Raw genomic sequence first — 21,484 nt, forward strand, 5'->3', positions numbered from 1 at the left:
CGAAAGAAATAAATAAAGCAGGTGACAGCTAGTGGAACAGCGGGCTCAGGTACTAAAAGGGAAGATGATATGGTTTCGTGCAGATGCTTCTATACAGACGGGCAGCGGCCATGTAATGCGTTGTTTGACTTTAGCCAAACAATGTCGGGCACATGGAGCCGATGTCCATTTTTTTTGTAGGCAGACAGTGGGAAATCTGTTTTCTTTTATTGTTAAGGAAGGATTTCAACTTCATTCCTTCCCCCAATTAGCCGATAATAGGATTGAGACTCCACACGAAATGTTGGAGTATCTGGCAAATCACACATCACCCGATTGGCTAATTGTGGACCATTATGGCATCGACTATACATGGGAGGCTCCTATACGGAAACAGATAGGCAATTTGTTCATTATTGATGATTTAGCCAATAGAAAGCATGATTGCACTGGGCTGCTGGATCAAAATCTGCAACCGAATATGGAGTATCGCTATATAGATTTGATTCCGAATGGCAGCAAGCTGTTTCTTGGACCCAGTTACGCACTGCTCAGAGAAGAGTTTTACAAAGAACGTGTTCAGCTTCGTAATCGAACTGGTCCAATACGCCGCATCTTGGTTTCGTTTGGTGGAAGTGACCCAACGGGAGAGTCGAGAAAGGCTTTATGTGCTTTAAGGGAATGGTCCAATCCTGATTTCCAAGTGGATTTGATAGCGGGATCCCTTAATCCGGATACGGAATGGCTAATATCACAAGCGCAGGCAACTGCTCATATTAAAGTACATCGATTCACTGACCGGATGTCATCGTTTATGGCTCAATCGGACCTGGCTATCGGTGCCGGAGGCTCCTCAACATGGGAGCGATTGTACTTAGGGCTGCCTTGTGCAGTCATTGTGGTAGCCGACAACCAGTTAACAATGACCGAAGAGGCTGCCAAACATCAGCTCTGCTGGTCGTTAGGAAATAGCGCAAATGTTACAGCAGATGGAATTCGTTCATGGGTGAAGACCCAACTTGATGATCCTAGGGAATCACTGGTAATGAGTAGGAACGCTCTGGCACACATGCCCTTAGTTAAGGAAAGTGATGTGTCGCCGATAATCCAATTCCTGAAAGGGGGCAAGATTCCATGACGGTTGGAGTAAGCTCCTATGTTCGCCCTATTGAGATGGAGGATCTCCCACTTGTATTGGAGTGGAGAAATGCTGAGCGAATTCGTCAATGGATGTATACTGATCATATCATTACTTGGGAAGAGCATCTTCAATGGTTTACAAGGCTACAAACCGTGAATGACAAGAAGACTCTATTATATATGAGCGAAGGAAAGTCCGTTGGGATAGTCAATTTTACCCAAATCGCGCCAGAGCATCGCCGTTGTACATGGGGATTTTATCTGGGACCTGAAGGGCTCCCGGCAGGGACAGGATACACAATGGGAAGCTTGGCATTGCAGTATGCATTTGCGCAGTATCCGATTGACAAAATAAACGCAGAAGTGTTTGATAGTAATGAAGTGAGTATTCGATTTCATCTTAAACTGGGATTTGCTCAAGAAGGATTGTTTCATAGACATATCTTCAAGGGTGAACAATGGCATGATATACGTTGTTTCGCACTATTTCGGGATCAATTCGAGGAGAGGAATCTTAAATGAAATCATTTAAAGTGGGCAACACTCATATTGGGCTGCAGTACAAGCCTTTTATAATAGCCGAAATGTCAGGCAACCACAACCAGTCTTTAGAACGAGCCTTGTTGATTGTCGAGGCAGCAGCAAAATCAGGTGCTCATGCCTTGAAACTGCAGACATATACGGCAGATACGATGACACTTGATGTCGAGGGCAACGAATTTTCGATTACAGATCCTATTTCTTTATGGACAGGGACTTCGCTTCACAAGCTTTATCAGGAGGCTTATACACCGTGGGAATGGCATAAGCCTATTTTTGATAGGTGCACCGAGCTTGGGATGATCGGGTTCAGCACACCATTCGACGAGACTGCGGTTGATTTCCTGGAGCAGTTGGATGTGCCATTATATAAGATTGCTTCATTTGAGAACACGGACATTCCGCTCATTCGTAAGGTCGCGGCTACTGGAAAACCGATGATCATTTCTACCGGGATGGCAACTGTTGCCGAACTGGATGAAACAGTACGAGCTGCACGTGAAGCAGGGTGTAAGGACCTCGTGCTCTTGAAATGTACAAGCACCTACCCAGCAACTCCGGAGTATTCCAATCTGGCGACGATTCCTCATTTACGTCAACTGTTTCATTGTGAAGTCGGTTTATCTGATCATACAATGGGTGTAGGTGCTTCCGTCGCAGCTGTTGCTCTTGGAGCTACTGTAATTGAGAAGCATTTCACTTTAAGACGAGCAGACGGAGGTGTGGATTCAACCTTCTCATTGGAGCCAGAGGAGTTGAATTCGCTTGTTATAGAATCGGAGCGAGCTTGGCAAGCACTAGGTGCGATCAGTTATGGACCTTCCGAACGCGAGAAGCCTTCGCTGCAATTTCGGCGTTCGTTGTATATAGCCAAAGATATACGAGCTGGTGAACTACTCACACCGGACAATCTTCGTGCTATACGTCCAGGATTTGGGCTACCTCCTAAGCATTTGGCCGAGCTTCTAGGAAAACCAGTTAAGGTTGATGTCAAAAAAGGTACACCACTTTCGTGGGATTTATTATTGTAATTTAAAGGGGATAAGGGTCATGAACATTTTACTCACTGGCGGTGCCGGGTTTATTGGCAGATGGGTTGCCAAGCGCTTGCTCGAAGAAGGGCACAGCCTGACGATTCTGGACGACTTGTCCAACGGGCGTAAGGAAAACCTGGACGAATTCAGCAATCACTCAGGACTTAAACAATTTATCGTCGGCGACATCAAGAACGAGACTCTATTAGCCGAGCTTTTTGACGAAACAGCATTTGATATTTGCTACCATCTTGGTGCTTCCATCAATGTCCAGGATTCTATCGATGACCCGCGAACCACCTTTAATAACGATACAATTGGAACATTCTCTGTTATGGAGCAATGCCGCAAGCATAATACAAAAGTTGTTTTTATGAGCACATGTATGGTCTATGACCGTTGTGTTGAAGAAAATGGTATAACCGAGCTGCATCCTATCAAACCCGCCTCTCCTTATGCTGGGGCCAAAATTGCTGCAGAGAATATGGTGCTCTCCTATTATTACGCTTACGGATTGCCGACGGTTGTCATTCGTCCGTTTAATACATATGGTCCGTTTCAGAAAACAGGTGGTGAAGGCGGAGTTGTTGCCATCTTCATCAAAAACAAGCTTGCAGGCTTAGACGTGAATATATATGGAGAGGGCACTCAAACCCGGGATTTACTATATGTAGAGGATTGCGCACGATTCGTTGTTCAAGCCGGTTTCACGGATCAAGTGGACGGACATATTGTCAATGCTGGATTAGGTCGAGATATTTCGGTGAATGATTTAGCTATGTTGATAGTTGGAGATAAGTCGCGCATCAAGCACGTTGAGCATATTCATCCGCAAAGCGAGATTCAGAAACTGTTGTGTAACTCCAGTAAAGCCAAGCAATTATTAGGTTGGGAGCCGCGAGTATCGTTGGAAGAGGGAATCGCTTTGACAGAGAATTGGATTCGGACGAGCTATTTAATGTAACAGAAGTACAGTTATGTATGCTGTCTGGCGAGCTGCGAGTAGATTCGCTGTACTTACTTAGTAACATTACGATGAACGGAGGCAGGTCGCATGGAAAAGCTGTCGCTGCATGGAGGTCAACCGGTACGCAGTCAAATGCTATTTTACGGTCAGCAGTGGATTAATGAAGACGATATACAAGCCGTAGTCAGCAGCCTGACAAGTGGTTATATCACGCAGGGTCCTGAAATCCCGAGGTTTGAACGGGCAGTAGCCGATTATGTCGGTGTCAAGTACGCGGTTGCGTTCTCCAGTGGGACTGCGGCACTGCATGGGGCTTGCTATGCTGCCGGTATAGGCGCAGGTGATGAAGTGATTACAACACCTATTACTTTCGTTGCTAGTAGTAATTGTGTTTTATACCAAGGTGGCACACCTGTATTTGCCGATATTGATCCGAATACCTATAATTTGTGCCCAGAGGATACGGAACGTAAAATTACAGGCCGTACCAAGGCGATTATTCCTGTTGATTTCTCTGGACAACCCGTTCAAATGGATCGTTTTCGGGAATTGGCCGATCGTCACGGTCTGGTTATTATTCAAGATGCGGCTCATTCACTTGGCGCTAATTATGAAGGAAAGAAGATTGGCACACTTGCCGATATGACGATGTTCAGCTTTCATCCGTTGAAGCATGTGACATCTGCTGAAGGCGGAATGATCGTAACAGATAATGAAGCTTATTATAAGAAGCTGCTGCTTTTCCGAAGTCATGGCATTACGAAGGAACCGGAGCTGCTGCAGCAGAATGAAGGCCCTTGGTACTATGAAATGCAGGATCTGGGTTATCATTATCGAATGACCGATTTACAGGCAGCGCTTGGTACATCCCAAATGGACAGGTTGGACACGTTTATTGCAAGAAGAAGAGAAATCGCGGCTTTGTATACGGAGGCATTTCGCGATATCTCGGGCATTACTGTGCCTTATCAGCATCCAGAAGCCCATTCGAGCTGGCATTTGTATATCCTGCGTTTCGATACGAATACATATCCCGCGGGTAGAAAAGAGCTGTTCCAAGCGTATCGAGCTGAGAATATTGGTGTTCACGTTCATTATATTCCTGTATATAACCAGCCTTATTATCAACAGCTTGGTTATTCTAAAGCACAGTGTCTTAACGCCGAAAATTATTACGAGGAGGCCATTACGCTTCCCTTATTTCCTAAAATGTCGAACCAAGATGTAGCAGATGTCATTGAGGCCACGAAAAAAATAGTTGGATTTTTTAGAAAACTACCAATTTCTATCTAATATAATTTTCTTTTTAAGCCGATATACAGTATAAAGTGTGTTGGAGGGATTAGCATGGAAGCAAATTTCACTACAACAGGGATGTCGAATTACGGAACAGCAGCAAGCGCCCCGGCGCCAGTCAAAAGCTCAAATGATGAGGTTATTGTGGATTCATCATTAGCAGCTATTCAGTCGATGAAGGATATGAAAATAGCTGAGTCCAGAGGAGAACATGTCTCCATCAGCGATGAGCAATTGATCAGGACGATCGACCGCGCCATTAAAGCCGTAGAAGGAAGCGCAACATCTCTGGAATTCTCTGTTCATACCAAAACCAATCGGATTATGGTGAAGGTACTGGAGAAGGATACTGGTAAAGTCATTCGTGAAATTCCACCCGAGAAAACGATGGATATGGTAGCGAAGCTATGGGAGATGGCAGGCATTCTGGTAGACGAAAGAAGATAAAGTTAAGGTTGGTGAATGATTATGGTGACGCGAATTAGCGGTTTGTCGAGCGGATTTGATACTGAGGGAACTGTTGCCAAGCTGATGCAGGCCCAAAGAGTCCCTTATGACAAGCTGAGTCAGAAGAAACAAACAGTTGAATGGCAGCGGGATGCCTATCGGGATATCAATCTGAAAATGACTGAATTTCGTAACACAAAATTGTTTAATTTCAAATTGGAAAGCACGTTTAACGCTAAAACTGTTAATATAACAGGGAATACTGATGCGGTGACAGCGAAGGGAACTGCTAGTGCTACCAATACGAATCTACAAATTAAGGTAGATGGGTTGGCAGTTGCGGCCTCCAAATTTAGCGAGAGTGAGATTGCAACTAAAGATTTCGATCCTTCTCAGACTTTGGCAAGTCAAAGCGCTAACATGACTAATGCCCCTGTAACTGGCAATTACAAGTTCAAAATTAACGGAACAGAAATTCAAGTCGACTCCACTAAAGAATCCTTGAACGATGTCATCAGTAAGATTAATAAAAATACGAATGTAACTGCTTTCTATGATGCATCTCTAAAGCAGATCTCGTTTATGGCGAACAATACGGGTGAGACCAATGGAGCCGATGGCAAAGGATCAGTAATTACCTTTGAGGATACATCCGGTAATATGCTGAATAAGGTTTTTCAAGTTAATACAAATAGCACAACGAATCGTGTGGCAGGAGCCAATGCGGATGTGACTATTAATGGTCTTAAAACAAGCCGTACCAGTAATACATTTACAGTTAATGGTATTGAAGTAACGCTTAAGAAATCAGGTGGGGTTGCATCAACCATCTCGACGAAATCAGACACTGACAAGATAGTGGAATCTATCAAAGGATTTGTTAATGATTATAACGACATATTAAAAACCTTAAATGATAAAAGAACGGAAACCAAGAATCGGGATTACCAGCCACTAACAAAAGAACAGAAAGAAGCATTATCAGAAAAGCAAATAGAGAGCTGGGAAGCCAAGGCAAAGGCTGGTGTTTTAAGGAACGACCCTATCTTGGACAGCATGACTCGGACGCTTAGAACGGATATTACAGCTGTGGTCGATTCAGGCTCCAGTAAATATAATTCGTTGGCTTCTATTGGTATCGACACGGGACAATATTATGAGAATGGAAAGCTTTATATAAATGAGGAAAAACTGCGGGCGGCGATTGAAGCTAATCCAGATGCGGTTAAGGCTATATTTACAGGAGATGCCACCGATGACAACCCTTCATTAGCTGGAGTAGGTGAAAGATTATATACTCACTTAAATGATGGGCTTACTTCATTAACGAAAAAAGCGGGATTAGGCAATATCTCTTATGACGATAGTCTGTTGTCCAAACAAATTTCCGATATTGACGTTGAAATGAATGTTAAACTCAAACGGTTAAGTACGATAGAGGATAGCTATTATAAGCAGTTCTCAGCAATGGAATCAGCTCTAAATAAATTGAACTCTCAAGGCTCACAACTATTGAGCCAGCTTGGTAGCAAATAAGGCTTCATTAGGAGGCATCCATGATTAATAATCTGCAAGTTAATAAGTATTTGGAAAATGCCATTCAGACAGCATCACCTGCTCAATTATTAATCATGTTGTGTGACGGTGCCATGCGGTTTAGCAAGCTGGCTATACAAGCTATACAGAAACAGGATTATATTGACGCTAACATCCAAATTGGTAAGGTCCAGGACATTATTAATGAATTTGTCATTACACTCGATCCTAATTCTCCAGTAGCTGATGGGTTGCTCAAGCTATATGATTATTTTCTATACAGGTTGGTTCAAGCTAATACCAAGAAAGAAGTCGAACCGATTGAAGAAGTAATCCAATATTTTGTTGAGCTAAAGGAAACCTGGATACAGGCCGCGAAAGCTAATAATGCTCTACGTCCAAGCACAGGGAATCAGGCATGAGCAAGGTTGAGGAAATCATGAGCCGGATTGAGAGTGTTACCGATCAAATGATCATGGATCTTGGAACTGCGAGCTACATAGATTTAGCGGACTTTGTGGATGAACGTGATCAGTGGATAACCGAACTTCTGGAGCTTCATGACTCTCTGGACCTTGCACCATTCGAATCGAGAATCATGCGAATTCTTGAGCAGGATAAGCTGCTTAGCGCCAAGATGATAGATTTCAAAGAAGAAGCTCAAAAGACAATTCAAAAGTTTCAAGCGGCTGAGAAATATAAGCAGGTTTATGATAAGGAATATACGCTAGACAGTGTATATTTTAATAAAAAAAAGTAAATTGATCAAAATTATTCACTTGATAAGCCCCGTACAAAAATACTTGTACGGTTTTTTGCTTTTTGCTCTAATGAGAATCTCCAGGCAGAAAGATGCTTTTGCTTGAAACTAATTAACAGCTGAATTTGTGGACAATGTGGATAACTCTGTGCACAACTTTGTTGAAAACAGCCATGTAAGCTTATTTCTATTGCATTTATGCCTGTGAATTAGTTATTAACGGAATGTTAATACGTGAATTTTCTAAATATTTGGCTAACAAACCGTGGATAGAATTGACACCTGGAAAGGGAGGGTGATATATTCAAATTGTGGGTACAATGCGTACTGATTCAATCATAGAGGGGAATGTTTGGCATGCAGGGTAAAGTGAAATGGTTCAATGCAGAAAAGGGATATGGTTTCATCGAGCGTGAAGATGGCGGGGATGTATTTGTGCATTTCTCTGCAATCCAAACAGAAGGCTTCAAATCTTTGGATGAAGGCCAGGCGGTTGAATTTGATATTGTAGAAGGCGCTCGTGGTCAACAGGCTGCTAACGTAACCAAATTGTAGGTTCCGGTCTCTTTTGCCAATATGGCATAAATCATGATTAGATGCAGGGTATTCTTTTATCAGACAGCACCTCGCGATTTTTGTGCGGGGTGTTTTTTATTTGATAGATTTGCTTAAACTTTGTGGATTACGGTTAATGTGGAAGGGGATTGTAAAGATTCTTTGAAGAATATCGGGGATTATAGTATACTGGGTTCATGAAAGGAGGAGAAGTACAATGAAATTCAACATCCGTGGACAAAACATCGAGGTAACCGAAGCGCTGAAAGACTATGTTGAGAAAAAGCTGACCAAGCTCGAAAGGTACTTTGAAACTCCCCCTGCTTCAGAAGTTAAGGTAACGTTAAACGTAATTAAAGGATTACAAACCGTAGAGGTGACGATTCCATTAACGGGTGTCGTACTGCGGGCTGAAGAGAAAAACGCCGATATGTATGCTTCCATCGATCTGGTAACGGACAAGCTGGAAAGACAAATTCGCAAGCACAAAACCAAAGTGAATCGTAAGATCCGTCAAGAGGGCGGCATCCAGGATGTAATACGGGTGGATTCACCTGTACTGGTTGGTGAAGAAGATGAAGATTACGAATTGGTGAAGACCAAGAGCTTTTTGATGAAACCGATGGATATTGATGAAGCGATTCTGCAAATGAACATGGTGGGACATAGCTTCTTCGTATTTTCCAATATGGAAACTGAACAAGTGAACGTCGTCTACAAAAGGGATGACGGTAAATACGGCTTGATCGAGCCGGCTAGATAAGACAATGAACCGGGAGCTTGCCTGAACAGGGCAGGCTCCTATTAGATTGATAGAGCTTGAATAGGCGAATGCCAGTATATATTGCCAAGGATGGTCAGGAGAAGCTCTGGCGGTCCTTTTTGCGTAGGGAACGCGGACAATTTTCAAGCTTCCTTGCGACTCGCGCTGCAAACTGCTACAATTTAAGGCAAACCGTTTTATAAAAAGGGAGATGGGCCCATGTTAGGACTCGTTAAAAAAATATTCGGCGATTCCAACGAGCGCGAAGTCAAGCGGCTGTGGAAAACTGTCGAAGTCATCAACAAGCTGGAGCCGAGTATCGAAGTATTAAGCGATGAAGAGCTGAGAAATAAAACTGTAGAGTTCAGGGAGCGTCTGGAAAAGGACGAAACTCTGGATGATTTGCTGCCGGAAGCTTTTGCCGTTGTACGTGAAGCGTCCAAGCGTGTATTGAACAAGCGTCACTATGACGTCCAGTTAATCGGGGGTATGGTGCTTCATGAGGGCCGTATCGCGGAAATGAGAACCGGAGAAGGGAAAACCCTTGTTGGGACCCTTCCGGTGTATTTGAACGCTCTATTAGGCAAAGGCGTCCACGTGGTGACGGTAAATGATTACCTTGCCCAACGGGACAGCTCGGAAATGGGTAAAATTTACGAATTCCTCGGTATGACGGTAGGTGTAAACCTGAACACGCTGGAACATGATGAGAAGCAGGCTTCTTATGCTCAGGATATTACCTATGGAACGAATAATGAGTTTGGCTTCGATTACCTGCGTGATAATATGGTGCTGTATAAAGAACAAATGGTACAGCGCCCCTTATATTTTGCCGTTATTGATGAAGTGGATTCGATCCTGGTCGATGAAGCCAGAACGCCGCTAATTATTTCAGGACAAGCTGCCAAATCGACGGACATGTATTATATGGCAGATCGCTTCGTGAGTCGGTTAAAGGATGAAGAAGATTATATTATCGATGTGAAAATGCGCTCTGTAACCTTGACAGAAGCAGGTGTTACCAAGGCTGAACAGACCTTTAACATCGAAAATTTATTCGATCATGCGAATGTGACGATTAATCACCATATTACGCAAGCCTTGAAGGCCCGTGTCATTATGAAGCGCGATGTCGATTACGTGGTTCAAGAAGAAGAGGTCGTGATCGTTGATGAATTTACAGGTCGTATGATGACAGGCCGCCGCTATAGCGAAGGCTTGCACCAGGCGATTGAGGCAAAGGAACAGTTGAAGGTTCAGAATGAATCCATGACATTGGCTACAATTACGTTCCAGAACTATTTCCGGATGTATCGCAAGCTGTCCGGGATGACAGGAACGGCGAAGACCGAGGAAGAAGAGTTCAAAAAGATATACGGATTGGATGTTATTATCGTTCCTACGAACCGTCCGATGATTCGTCAGGATAATGCGGATATTGTATATAAATCTGTGAACAGCAAGTTCCGTGCCGTTGTAGAAGAAATTGTGAAAAGGCATCAGAACAACCAGCCGATACTCGTGGGAACGGTATCCATTGAGAATTCCGAGCGCTTATCCGAGATGCTGAAGCGCAAAGGGATTCAGCATAAGGTACTGAACGCCAAATTCCATGCAGAGGAAGCGGAAATTGTTGCTCGTGCGGGTCAGCCGGGCTCAGTAACAATCGCCACGAACATGGCGGGACGTGGTACGGATATTGTGCTGGGCGAAGGCGTACATGAAGTAGGCGGACTGCATATTATAGGTACAGAGCGGCATGAAAGCCGTCGGATTGATAACCAGCTGCGCGGCCGTGCAGGCCGTCAGGGCGACCCGGGCTCCTCACAGTTCTATCTATCGATGGAGGATGAGCTAATGCGCCGTTTCGGTGCGGAGAACATCATGGGCATGATGGATAAGCTTGGTTTTGAGGAGGACCAGCCGATTGAGAGCAAGCTGATCTCCCGTGCGGTTGAATCGGCACAGAAGCGTGTTGAGGGTAACAACTTTGACGTGCGGAAGGTCGTTCTCCAGTACGATGATGTCATGAATCAACAACGGGAAATCATTTATAAGCAGCGTCGCGAGGTATTGGAATCGGAAAACATTCGCGACATTGCGCTTGGGATGATTTTGCCGGTTGTGGAACGTATTGTAGAAGCGCATTGCCCATCGGACCTGGTGCCGGAAGAATGGGATTTGCAGGCTATTGTTGACTACGGCAACGGAACCTTCCTGCAGGAAGGCCAACTGACGACTGAAGAGCTGTGGGGCAAGGAGCAGGATGAGATCACGCAGTACATCAAGGATCTCGTTCAGCGTATTTATGAAGAGCGTGAGCAGATGATTGGCGAAGAATTTATGCGTGAGTTTGAAAAAGTAGTTGTGCTGCGTGCAGTTGATTCCAAATGGATGGATCATATCGATGCGATGGACCAGCTGCGCCAAGGGATTCATTTGCGTGCCTATGGTGGTACCGATCCATTGCGTGAATACCAGTTTGAAGGCTTTGCGATGTTCCAGGAGATGATTCAAAGCATTCAGGAAGAGGTTGCTACCTACATCATGAAGGCGCATGTAGAAATGAATCTGGAGCGTCAGCAGGTCGTCGAAATTCAGGCAGTACCGTCGGATGGAGAAATATCTCTGAAAAAGCCGGTTGTTAATGACGCTGACAGGATTGGTCGTAATGATCTTTGTCCTTGCGGTAGCGGCAAAAAATATAAACAATGTCATGGTGCTTCGTAAACACAGTATAGTGACAGCTACAATAAGCTATAAGGTGTAAGAAAAGGGGCCGGTGAAATGAACCCGGCTCCTTTTTTTGAATAACAGATCATAATCATAAAGGAGACAACCATATGTTGGAATCAGAAATAAAGCAGGATTTACGCGAAACAGCGGTGCGTTTGGCTGAGCTTAGGGGGTCTCTTTGACTTAGATCTGAAGCTGGAGCAAATCGCCAACTATGAGGAAAAAATGTCGGCTCCTGATTTTTGGGATGATAATGAGCAGGCACAGAAGCTGATTGCCGAGATGAATGCCATTAAGGGCGATACAGATCATTTCCTGCGGATGGCCGCTGAGTTTGAGGATCTGGAAATGCTGGTAGAGCTGCTGCAGGAAGAGCAGGATGACAGCATGGCAGCTGATATCGTAAAAGGAATTACAGCACTCGTTAAGGAACTGGATAGCTTTCAGCTGCAGCTGCTGCTCAGCCAGCCGTATGATAGGCTGAATGCAATCCTTGAGCTGCACCCGGGAGCAGGAGGTACAGAATCGCAGGACTGGGCGGAAATGCTGCTGCGTATGTATCGGCGTTGGGCGGAGAAGCGTAACTTTAAGGTTGAATTGCTCGATTATTTGCCTGGCGATGAAGCGGGTGTTAAAAGTGTGACATTATTGATCAGTGGGCACAATGCGTATGGTTATTTGAAGGCAGAAAAAGGTGTTCACCGGTTGGTTAGAATTTCACCATTTGATGCTTCGGGACGCCGTCATACCTCCTTTGTATCCTGTGATATAATGCCGGAAATCGATGACGATGTGGAAATTACGATTCGTACCGAGGATCTGAAAATTGATACGTACCGTGCGAGCGGTGCAGGTGGTCAGCATATTAATACAACGGATTCGGCGGTGCGGATTACGCATATGCCAACCGGAGTCGTAGTCAGCTGTCAGCAGGAACGCTCGCAAATTAAAAACCGTGAAAAAGCCATGAAAATGCTTCGTTCCAAATTGTACGAAAGAAAGATCGAAGAACAAATGAAGCAGCTGGCAGAAATCCGCGGCGAGGTGTCTGACATTGCGTGGGGCAGTCAAATCCGTTCCTATGTGTTTCATCCTTACAGTATGGTCAAGGATCATCGTACTTTGGAGGAGACCGGCAATATAGGAGCGGTAATGGATGGCGATTTGGATGCCTTTATCGATGCGTATTTACGTCTTCAGATCAAACCGAAGGCTGCTGAGCAGTAATCTTTATTAATAGAGCTTGAAAAAGACGAGTATCTGGCCGCGCAAGCAAATGACCAGGTTCATAATTCATGTATGTTCAGTAAATCCTACACATAAACCATACCAAAACCTGAAAGCGCGGTTAAGGCTGTACAGCTAACGAAGAGCTGGGACTTATCCGGATACAATGCTTGATGAACAAGGTATGGAGCGTGTGTGGATTTTTTGTGCTTTCAGCTGAAAAGGGCAAGCAAGGGTTAATCTTGTCGTTCAACTGAAAACAGACAGGGGGTGTGAGCGATGAGAGTGCAGCGGCGAGAGCGGAGAGTGGAGAAGCTCAGGCGCAAAAGCAGGCGTGATATTGTGGTGGAATATGGACTTCTGTTGTTGGGGGCCATGGTTATAGCAGCTGGATTTAATATGTTTCTGAGCCCGAATCAGGTCGCATCAGGAGGGACATCGGGTATCAGTATTATTGTACAGTCGGTTTTTGGCTTCGAGCCGGCAATAACCCAATGGGTTTTGAATATCCCTTTGGTGATGTTAGGAACGTATTTGTTGGGTCGTCAGCACGGTGTCAAAACAATAATTGGTGCCGTATTGCTGCCGTTGATTATTTTGCTTACCCGTCAATTACCTGCTTTGACCAATAACCTGCTGCTGGCGAGCATCTACGGGGGGATTTTGCTCGGGATCGGAGTGGGTCTTGTTTTTCGTGGTAAGGGATCTACGGGTGGATTGGATTTGGCAGCACAAATATTGCATAAGTATACAGGACTGAGCCTTGGATTAGCTATGGCGCTGTTGGATGGCTGTGTCATATTGACAGCGGGAATTGTGTTATCGCCGGAAAAAGCGCTGTATGCGCTGATCGGCCTGTTTGTGACGAGCAAAACCATTAATATTGTGCAGATTGGACTCAGCTACTCCAAGGTTGCTTTTATCATATCGGACAAATCAGACGAGATCCGTCAGCAGATTTTGCTGGAAATGGACCGCGGTTTGACGCAGCTGCAAGCTACAGGTGGATATACGGGCCACAATCGAATTGTGTTGATGGTGGTAGTCGGGCAAACCGAGGTCAACCGTCTGAAGGAATTAGTGCAAAAGACAGACCCAACAGCTTTTGTCATATTGAGCGATACGCACGAGGTTCTTGGGGAAGGCTTCAAATTCAATGGTCATGTATAAATGAAGGGGATATGAGGAAAGCCGCGTCAGGTTGACTCCATAAACGTAACATAATCGTAAGAAGCTGAATATATACGAGCACGGTGTAACATGGTAAAATTCATAGGGGCCTCTAACATCTGAATCGCTGTTGTGTATCTACAGGGATGCAAGATTTATATATACGATTCTGCAGTTAAGGATTATTTGTTGTGAATTAAGTTTGAATAATTCGTTGAATTATTATTCTTTTAAATGTATAATAATACATACTTTATGTTTGGAGGATACGGCTATGTCTACGAAATTAAGAGCTGCTATAATCGGGGCAACAGGATACGGTGGGGTTGAATTAATTCGCCTGCTGCTAACGCATCCGTATGTGGAAATAACATCAGTTATGTCTTCGTCAAATGCTGGTGCGCCACTTGCCGACGGCTACCCGCATTTGAACCAGATTGTACTCGATAATTTGGATGCTATTGATGTGGAGCTTATTAAGCAAAAATCCGACGTTGTCTTTCTGGCAGCACCTCATGGAGTTGCAAGTGGATTGGCACCGCAGCTGATCGACGCCGGACTGAAAGTTATTGATGTATCAGGAGATTTCAGGCTGCAATCAGGAGAAACCTATGAGCGTTGGTATAAGCACAAGCCAGCTGATCCTGCTTATCTGGCGAAGGCGGTCTATGGATTGGCTGAAGTATTTGGCGAAGAGGTAAAAGGCTCGACATTTATTTCCAACCCAGGCTGCTATCCAACTGCTACCTTGCTTGGACTAGTGCCAATCGTGAAGCAGGGCTGGGCAGATACTTCTTCTATTATCGTGGATGCCAAATCCGGCGTGTCCGGAGCGGGACGAGGCTTGGGGTTGACAGCGCATTTTTCGGAAATGAATGAAAATTTCCTGGCTTATAAGGTGAATAAGCATCAGCATACCCCTGAAATTGAGCAGGTGCTCGGTCGTGTTTCCGGGGAAGAGGTTCTCATTACCTTTACCACACATTTGGTGCCGATGACACGCGGGATTTTATCGACTATTTATGTTAATCTGAAACAGAAGCATACAGAAGATGAAATTATCGATCTTTATCGTCAGTATTATGAAGGACGTCGTTTTGTACGTATTCGCGAGAAGGGCAAATGGCCTGCGACCAAGGAAGTATGGGGCTCGAACTATTGTGATATCGGACTGTCGCTGGATGAGCGGACGGGTCGGTTGACGATCATTTCAGTCATTGACAATATTGTAAAAGGAGCCGGCGGTCAAGCGGTTCAAAACTTGAATTTGATGATGGGCTGGGACGAGGCGACCGGTTTGGCGTTCACTCCTGTATACCCGTAACCCGTAAAATTAAGGAGTAGATGAACAGGTGAGCAAGCTAACAAAGGAACTATATTCGGTCGTGCCCGAGGGTTCGATTACGATGCCTCAAGGATTTCGTGCTGGCGGTCTGCATTGCGGTTTGAAAAAAACGAGCCGTTTTGATCTTGGTGTTATTGTCTGCGAGGTTCCGGCACAGGCTGCAGGTGTATATACATTGAATGCGTTTCAAGCGGCGCCGCTGCATGTAACCCGTGAGAGCGTAGCTGTTGAAGGCAAGCTGCAGGTGATGCTGGTTAATAGCGGCAACGCGAATGCTTGCACAGGCAAGCAGGGAGATACGGATGCACGCGAAATGCGTTCAGCTGCGGCTGAAGCATTTGGTGTTGCCGAGCATTTGGTAGGCGTCACATCAACAGGTGTTATTGGCGAGCTGCTTCCTATGCCGAAGGTGCTTAGCGGTATCGAAAAGCTGCCTGCACAGGTGAAAGCAGATGGTGGAGAGGACTTTTGCCAGGCGATTCTAACCACGGATCTCGTGCAAAAAATGACCTGCGTACAGCTGACCGTTGGCGGTAAGACGATACATATCGCGGGATCGGCCAAAGGATCGGGTATGATTCATCCGAATATGGCAACGATGCTTGGATTTATGACAACCGATGCCAATATTGAAAGTGCACAGCTGCAAAAGCTGTTGAACGCCGTAACGGATTCCACCTTCAATATGATAACGGTAGACGGTGACACGAGCACGAACGACATGGTTGTCGTGATGGCGAGCGGTCTGGCTGGTAACGATACGTTAACACCGGAACATCCGGACTGGGCTGCATTCGAAGCTGGATTTAAATATGTTGGCGAGTATTTGGCCAAAGCGATTGCTCGTGACGGAGAAGGTGCAACCAAGCTGATCGAGGTCACAGTGGCGGGAGCTGCAACACAAGAAGCTGCACGTGCTATCGCCAAAACCGTCATCGGCTCCAGCCTGGTGAAATCCGCTTGCTTTGGCGCCGATGCCAACTGGGGACGTATTATTGCCGCTGTCGGTCGTGCCGGTCAACCTGTTCACACCGAAACCGTCGATATCAGCTTGGGCGATATTGTCGTATTGGAGCAATCCCGTCCGGTTAAATTCGATGAAGAACGCGCCGCTGAATATTTAAAAGGCGACTTGGTTGTCATCCATGTCAACCTGCACATGGGCAACGAAACTGCCACCGCTTGGGGCTGCGACCTTACTTATGATTATGTAAGAATTAACGCTGCTTACCGGACATAGGGAACCGAACTGAATCGTAAACAGCCATAATAATTATGTTAAACATCATAAGAATTAAGAAAACGACCATTGTCACTCCTTAGTCCCTTTTCCTTGCTGTAACGATGTCACACATCGTTACAGCGTGTGCAGAGCGAAGCAATTGCACCCATCACTAAAACCAACTCCAAGCACCCAAATAAAGCGTGTCCCGCAGGGACGAAAAGCGCTGATAATATCATCAAAGTCCGCAAACGTTCCGCGGCCACAAGTAAAGCGTGTCCCTGAAGGGACGAAAGCGTTGTAACCACGCAGTATCCATCAAAAAAGCACCAACAGCATCAGTATTCCTCGGCTTATAGGGGGAGTCCAGAGGGCACAGCTCTCTGGGGCCCTCCCTATCAGGGAGGGTTTGGGAGGGTAATCACCATTATGTTTGTCATGAAATGCGGCGGAAGTACGCTGGCGGCGCTGCCTAATTCTTTTTTTGAAGATATGAAACGGCTGCAGGATGAGCAGATCATTCCGGTAATTGTACACGGAGGCGGACCTGCGATCTCGGATACGCTCAGCAAGCTGGGCATCGAAACCGAATTTGTCAATGGGCTGCGCAAAACGAACGAAGCCGTACTCGACGTTGTCGAGATGGTTTTGTCAGGGCAAATTAATAAAGAGATCGTCCGCAAGATTCAGCTGGCGGGCGCAAAAGCAATCGGTATCTCTGGTGTGGATGGCCATTTGATTCAGGCAGAGCCGGTAGCCAATGCCGATGAGGTTGGCTTGGTTGGTGATGTGACCCATGTGAACGCGGAGCTGCTGCAAGGTATTATCAAGCTGGGCTATATGCCGGTCATTGCTCCAGTGGGCTTGGGAGCAGACGGAGGTCAGCGCTACAATATTAATGCCGATACAGCGGCGGGTGCTGTAGCTTCACATCTGGGCGTGGAGAGAATGATTGTCGTGACCGATGTACCAGGCATTATGAAAACGATCAACGGCGAGAAAAAGGTGCTTCCGCTCGTTACCGTGCAGGAAATCAACGAAATGATTACAAGCGGCGATATTTATGGAGGCATGATTCCGAAGGTGCGTGCAGCGATCCAATGCATCCAAGGCAAGGTAAGTGAGGTTGTTATCGTGAACGGAGCCGAGCCGGAAGTGTTAAGCAGAGTCATTAAAGGTGCAGAGATCGGTACACGAATCGTCAGATAAGTTTTCGAGCAGCAAGCAAGCGTGATGCAACAAACCAAACAATCAGGAAAAGGAGTGAGCTGGCATGGGAGAAGGAGCCAAATCTTTATTTCCGAATTACGGCAGCAGGTACGGGTTGACGTTTGTGAAGGGTGAAGGCAGTCGACTGTGGGATGAGCAGGGCAAGGAATACCTCGACTTGATGAGCGGAATTGCTGTTACGAATCTGGGGCACGTCCCTAAGCAGGTTACCGAGCGTCTGAAAGCGCAAATCGACCAGCTATGGCATACCAGCAATTTATTTCATATACCGAATCAGGAAAAGCTGGCTCAATTGCTGACCGACAACAGTTGTGGCGATGCCGTGTTTTTTTGCAACAGTGGTGCCGAAGCCAATGAAGCGGCGATCAAGCTGGCCCGTCGCTATTTTAATAAAGTTCTGGGCAAGCCGGAGCAGTATGAAATCATTACGTTTCAGCAATCTTTTCATGGGCGTACGTTAGCGACGCTGACGGCAACTGGGCAGGATAAGGTAAAAGACGGCTTTGCACCATTGCCGGAGGGCTTTTTGTTTGCGCCTTATAATGATGCAGAGGCACTGAAGCAGCTAATCGGTCCCAAAACCTGCGCGATTATGCTGGAGATGGTTCAAGGCGAGGGTGGTGTGAACCGCGCTGAGCCGGAGTTCATCAAGCAAGTGACAGCTCTTTGTGAACAGCATGGGCTGCTATTGATCGTTGACGAAATCCAGACCGGAATCGGTCGTACAGGCAAGCTGTTCGCCTATGAGCATTATGGCATTCAGCCGGATATATTTACATTGGCCAAAGGTCTTGGCAGTGGAATGCCGATTGGCGCCATGGTCGGTAAAGAGAAGCTTCGTGAAGCATTCTCTGCAGGCAGTCACGGCTCTACATTTGGGGGCAATTATTTGTCTACTACGGCGGGTGTGGCAACACTGGAGACGATTTTGAATGAAAAGCTGTCCGAGCGCGCGGCAGAAATGGGCGATTATATCGTTAATGAATTGTCGAAGCAATTAGCTGATAACCCATTGGTAAAGGAAGTGCGTGGTTTAGGATTGCTGATCGGGATCGAATGCACGCAGCCGGTTGCCGACTTGGTCACCGCACTGCAGGAGCAGGCTGTTCTCGTAATCTCGGCAGGTCCAAACGTAATCCGATTGGCACCAAGTCTGTTGATCACGAAGGAAGATGCCGATCGGGGCATATCCGTTATCCGTTCGGTGCTTAGCAAACAAGCGGCCGCTGCGGTACAATAAAAGCTGAATTTATTTTTGAGAGGGGCAGAGAACCTTGACAATCACAGAGCAACAACTAGCCGTTGATTTAAAAGGCAGAGATTTTTTGGGTCTATCTGACTTTACAACCGAGGAAATTCAATATTTGCTGGATATGGCGATAGATTTGAAAAAGAAACGTAACGCAGGGGAAGTATTCCATCCCTTGAAAGGCAAGACGCTGGGAATGATTTTTGAAAAGTCATCCACTCGCACAAGAGTTTCCTTTGAAGTCGGAATGTATCAATTAGGCGGTCATGCCTTATTTTTGAGCAGTAACGATTTGCAGCTGGGACGTGGTGAGACGATCTCCGATACAGCACAAACGATGTCTCGCTACCTGGATGGCATTATGATTCGTACTCATGCCCACCGCAAGGTTATTGATTTGGCTCGCGGCGCAACGATTCCCGTTATTAACGGACTGACCGACCGGTCGCATCCGTGTCAGGCATTGGCTGATTATCAGACGATATTGGAGCACAAAGGGCAGCTGCGCGGCTTGAAGGTTGCTTATATCGGAGACGGTAATAACATGGTGCATTCCTTGATCATGGGTGCGGCGAAGCTCGGAATTGATTTTGCGGTCGCTTCGCCTAAGGGCTATGAGCCTAATGAGAAGATCGTATCCTCAGCAGTAGATGTAGCGAACCAGACTGGAGCCAAGCTTTACGTTGGCAACGACGTCAAGGAAGCGGTAGCGGATGCCGATGTTATTTACACCGATGTGTGGGCGAGCATGGGCTTTGAGGAAGAGCAAAAAGAACGCGAAATCGCCTTTAAACAATTTCAAGTGAATGAGGCGCTTGTTAGTCTGGCGAAAAAGGATTACCTGTTCATGCACTGTTTGCCTGCCCACCGTGGCGAAGAAGTCAGTGAGGGTGTTATCGACGGACCGAACTCGATCATTTTTGATCAAGCCGAAAACCGACTGCACGCCCAAAAAGCGATCATGGCAGCGATTATGTAAAGAACTTATTTGTACATTTTAATTGTAATTTTTAATTGTAATTATCAAAGGAGCGCGGAATCAAACATGGCTAAACAAAAAATAGTTCTCGCCTATTCAGGCGGTTTGGATACTTCGGTTATTTTAAAATGGTTAAAAGAAACGTATGATGCTGAAATTATCGCTTTTACAGCAGATATCGGGCAAAAGGATGAGTTGGACGGTCTGGAAGAAAAGGCGCTTGCGACAGGTGCATCCAAAATTTATATCGATGACCTTCGCGATGAATTTGCCAAAGACTTCATTTATCCAATGTTCCAGGCTGGCGCCTTGTATGAAGGCCAATACTTGCTTGGAACAAGCATTGCGCGTCCCCTGATCGCCAAGCGGATGGTCGAAATCGCCCGTCAAGAAGGCGCTACAGCGATTGCCCACGGTGCAACAGGCAAAGGTAATGACCAGGTGCGCTTCGAGCTTACAGCGGCAGCCCTGGCGCCTGAGCTTGAGGTTATTGCCCCATGGCGTCTGGATTCGTTCCGTGAAACGTTCCCGGGCCGTGCGGAAATGATTGCATACGCCGAAAAACATAACATTCCGGTAACGGCTTCGGCCTCCAAGCCTTATTCCACTGACCGTAACCTGCTGCATATCAGCTTTGAGAGCGGTATGCTGGAGGATCCTTGGTTTGATCCAAGCGCAACCTCGAACAAAGACATGTTCGTTTTGAGCGTTGACCCTGAGGATGCGCCGGATCAGGCAGAATACGTAGAATTGAATTTCGAAAAGGGTAACTGTGTAGGGGTTAATGGCGATCTGATGACTCCGCTGCACGTAATGGAGTATTTGAATGAATTGGGCGGCAAGCATGGAGTGGGCCGTGTCGATATGGTAGAAAACCGTTTTGTAGGAATGAAGAGCCGCGGCGTGTATGAAACACCGGGTGGCACGATCCTGTTCACTGCACATCGCAAGATGGAGTCGCTGACGATGGACCGTGAGGTTATGAGCCTGCGTGATTCGTTAATTTCCCGCTATAGCATACTTGTATATAACGGCTTCTGGTTTGCGCCGGAGCGGTTGGCCGTTCAGGCTTTAGTGGATGAGAGCCAGAAGAATGTAACAGGTACGGTACGCTTGAAGCTGTACAAAGGCAATGTCATCGGAGCGGGCGTGCAAAGCCCTGTGAGCTTGTACAACCCGAACATTGCAACGATGGAAGCTGATCCGACTCAGGCTTATAATCAAGGTGATGCGACTGGCTTTATTCGTTTGAACGCTTTACGCTTGAAGGTTTCCTCCGGCGTGGAGCAAAATGCGAAGTCGTAAGTAA

Annotated in this window: 20 protein-coding genes; all 20 read left to right on the forward strand. The window is 46.1% G+C overall.

Features of this window, described 5'->3' with window-relative positions:
* The first annotated feature begins 64 nt into the window (after positions 1 to 64).
* The 20 genes from pseG to LRL21_RS32215 all read left to right on the forward strand — a co-directional run bounded on the left by pseG (position 65) and on the right by LRL21_RS32215 (position 21,480).
* Positions 65 to 1,117, forward strand: coding sequence for a UDP-2,4-diacetamido-2,4,6-trideoxy-beta-L-altropyranose hydrolase (pseG, locus tag LRL21_RS32120; RefSeq protein WP_240419856.1), 1,053 nt, complete (start codon positions 65 to 67; stop codon positions 1,115 to 1,117).
* Positions 1,114 to 1,641, forward strand: coding sequence for a UDP-4-amino-4,6-dideoxy-N-acetyl-beta-L-altrosamine N-acetyltransferase (gene pseH, locus LRL21_RS32125; protein WP_240419857.1), 528 nt, complete (start codon positions 1,114 to 1,116; stop codon positions 1,639 to 1,641). Before pseG ends, pseH begins: the two co-directional genes overlap by 4 nt.
* Complete coding sequence (gene pseI, locus LRL21_RS32130) at positions 1,638 to 2,690, forward strand: pseudaminic acid synthase (RefSeq protein WP_240419858.1); 1,053 nt, start codon at positions 1,638 to 1,640, stop codon at positions 2,688 to 2,690. Before pseH ends, pseI begins: the two co-directional genes overlap by 4 nt.
* Positions 2,691 to 2,709: 19 nt before the next feature.
* Positions 2,710 to 3,657: a dTDP-glucose 4,6-dehydratase gene (locus tag LRL21_RS32135; RefSeq protein WP_240419859.1), complete on the forward strand. Its 948-nt coding sequence runs from the start codon at positions 2,710 to 2,712 to the stop codon at positions 3,655 to 3,657.
* 90 nt (positions 3,658 to 3,747) lie between these two features.
* Positions 3,748 to 4,953, forward strand: coding sequence for a UDP-4-amino-4,6-dideoxy-N-acetyl-beta-L-altrosamine transaminase (gene pseC, locus LRL21_RS32140; protein ID WP_240419860.1), 1,206 nt, complete (start codon positions 3,748 to 3,750; stop codon positions 4,951 to 4,953).
* Positions 4,954 to 5,007: 54 nt separating this feature from the next.
* The gene (locus LRL21_RS32145) at positions 5,008 to 5,403 is read left to right on the forward strand and encodes a flagellar protein FlaG (RefSeq protein ID WP_240419861.1); all 396 of its coding nucleotides are present in this window, start codon (positions 5,008 to 5,010) and stop codon (positions 5,401 to 5,403) included.
* Between the two features lie 15 nt (positions 5,404 to 5,418).
* Positions 5,419 to 6,939, forward strand: a complete 1,521-nt coding sequence (fliD, locus tag LRL21_RS32150) for a flagellar filament capping protein FliD (protein WP_240419862.1) — start codon at positions 5,419 to 5,421, stop codon at positions 6,937 to 6,939.
* A gap of 20 nt (positions 6,940 to 6,959) precedes the next feature.
* Positions 6,960 to 7,361, forward strand: coding sequence for a flagellar export chaperone FliS (fliS, locus tag LRL21_RS32155; RefSeq protein WP_240419863.1), 402 nt, complete (start codon positions 6,960 to 6,962; stop codon positions 7,359 to 7,361).
* Entirely contained in the window at positions 7,358 to 7,699 is a 342-nt protein-coding gene (gene fliT / locus LRL21_RS32160) for a flagellar protein FliT (protein ID WP_240419864.1), read from the forward strand. The genes fliS and fliT overlap by 4 nt, the downstream gene beginning before the upstream one ends.
* 357 nt (positions 7,700 to 8,056) lie before the next feature.
* Complete coding sequence (locus tag LRL21_RS32165) at positions 8,057 to 8,254, forward strand: cold shock domain-containing protein (protein WP_076233479.1); 198 nt, start codon at positions 8,057 to 8,059, stop codon at positions 8,252 to 8,254.
* A gap of 217 nt (positions 8,255 to 8,471) precedes the next feature.
* Complete coding sequence (hpf, locus tag LRL21_RS32170; protein ID WP_240419866.1) at positions 8,472 to 9,017, forward strand: ribosome hibernation-promoting factor, HPF/YfiA family; 546 nt, start codon at positions 8,472 to 8,474, stop codon at positions 9,015 to 9,017.
* 219 nt (positions 9,018 to 9,236) lie between these two features.
* Positions 9,237 to 11,747: a preprotein translocase subunit SecA gene (gene secA / locus LRL21_RS32175; RefSeq protein WP_240419868.1), complete on the forward strand. Its 2,511-nt coding sequence runs from the start codon at positions 9,237 to 9,239 to the stop codon at positions 11,745 to 11,747.
* Positions 11,748 to 11,860: 113 nt separating this feature from the next.
* A protein-coding gene (gene prfB, locus LRL21_RS32180) for a peptide chain release factor 2 (protein ID WP_240419869.1) occupies positions 11,861 to 12,980 on the forward strand; the annotation gives its coding sequence in 2 pieces (ribosomal slippage) (positions 11,861 to 11,932 and positions 11,934 to 12,980; 1,119 coding nt in all).
* 279 nt (positions 12,981 to 13,259) lie between these two features.
* Complete coding sequence (locus tag LRL21_RS32185; RefSeq protein ID WP_240419870.1) at positions 13,260 to 14,150, forward strand: YitT family protein; 891 nt, start codon at positions 13,260 to 13,262, stop codon at positions 14,148 to 14,150.
* A 274-nt stretch (positions 14,151 to 14,424) separates the two neighbouring features.
* On the forward strand, positions 14,425 to 15,474 hold the full coding sequence (gene argC / locus LRL21_RS32190) for an N-acetyl-gamma-glutamyl-phosphate reductase (RefSeq protein ID WP_240419871.1): 1,050 nt from the start codon (positions 14,425 to 14,427) through the stop codon (positions 15,472 to 15,474).
* Between the two features lie 82 nt (positions 15,475 to 15,556).
* Positions 15,557 to 16,735 carry a bifunctional glutamate N-acetyltransferase/amino-acid acetyltransferase ArgJ gene (gene argJ / locus LRL21_RS32195; RefSeq protein ID WP_240419925.1) on the forward strand — a complete coding sequence of 393 codons (1,179 nt, stop codon included), beginning with the start codon at positions 15,557 to 15,559 and terminating at the stop codon, positions 16,733 to 16,735.
* 411 nt (positions 16,736 to 17,146) lie between these two features.
* On the forward strand, positions 17,147 to 17,926 hold the full coding sequence (gene argB / locus LRL21_RS32200) for an acetylglutamate kinase (protein ID WP_275901005.1): 780 nt from the start codon (positions 17,147 to 17,149) through the stop codon (positions 17,924 to 17,926).
* A gap of 64 nt (positions 17,927 to 17,990) precedes the next feature.
* On the forward strand, positions 17,991 to 19,187 hold the full coding sequence (locus LRL21_RS32205; RefSeq protein ID WP_240419872.1) for an acetylornithine transaminase: 1,197 nt from the start codon (positions 17,991 to 17,993) through the stop codon (positions 19,185 to 19,187).
* 34 nt (positions 19,188 to 19,221) lie between these two features.
* Positions 19,222 to 20,175, forward strand: coding sequence for an ornithine carbamoyltransferase (gene argF / locus LRL21_RS32210; protein WP_240419873.1), 954 nt, complete (start codon positions 19,222 to 19,224; stop codon positions 20,173 to 20,175).
* A 66-nt stretch (positions 20,176 to 20,241) separates the two neighbouring features.
* The gene (locus LRL21_RS32215; RefSeq protein WP_240419874.1) at positions 20,242 to 21,480 is read left to right on the forward strand and encodes an argininosuccinate synthase; all 1,239 of its coding nucleotides are present in this window, start codon (positions 20,242 to 20,244) and stop codon (positions 21,478 to 21,480) included.
* The last annotated feature ends 4 nt before the right edge of the window (positions 21,481 to 21,484 follow it).

The sequence above is a fragment of the Paenibacillus periandrae genome (assembly GCF_022458865.1).
Lineage (GTDB): Bacteria > Bacillota > Bacilli > Paenibacillales > NBRC-103111 > Paenibacillus_S > Paenibacillus_S periandrae.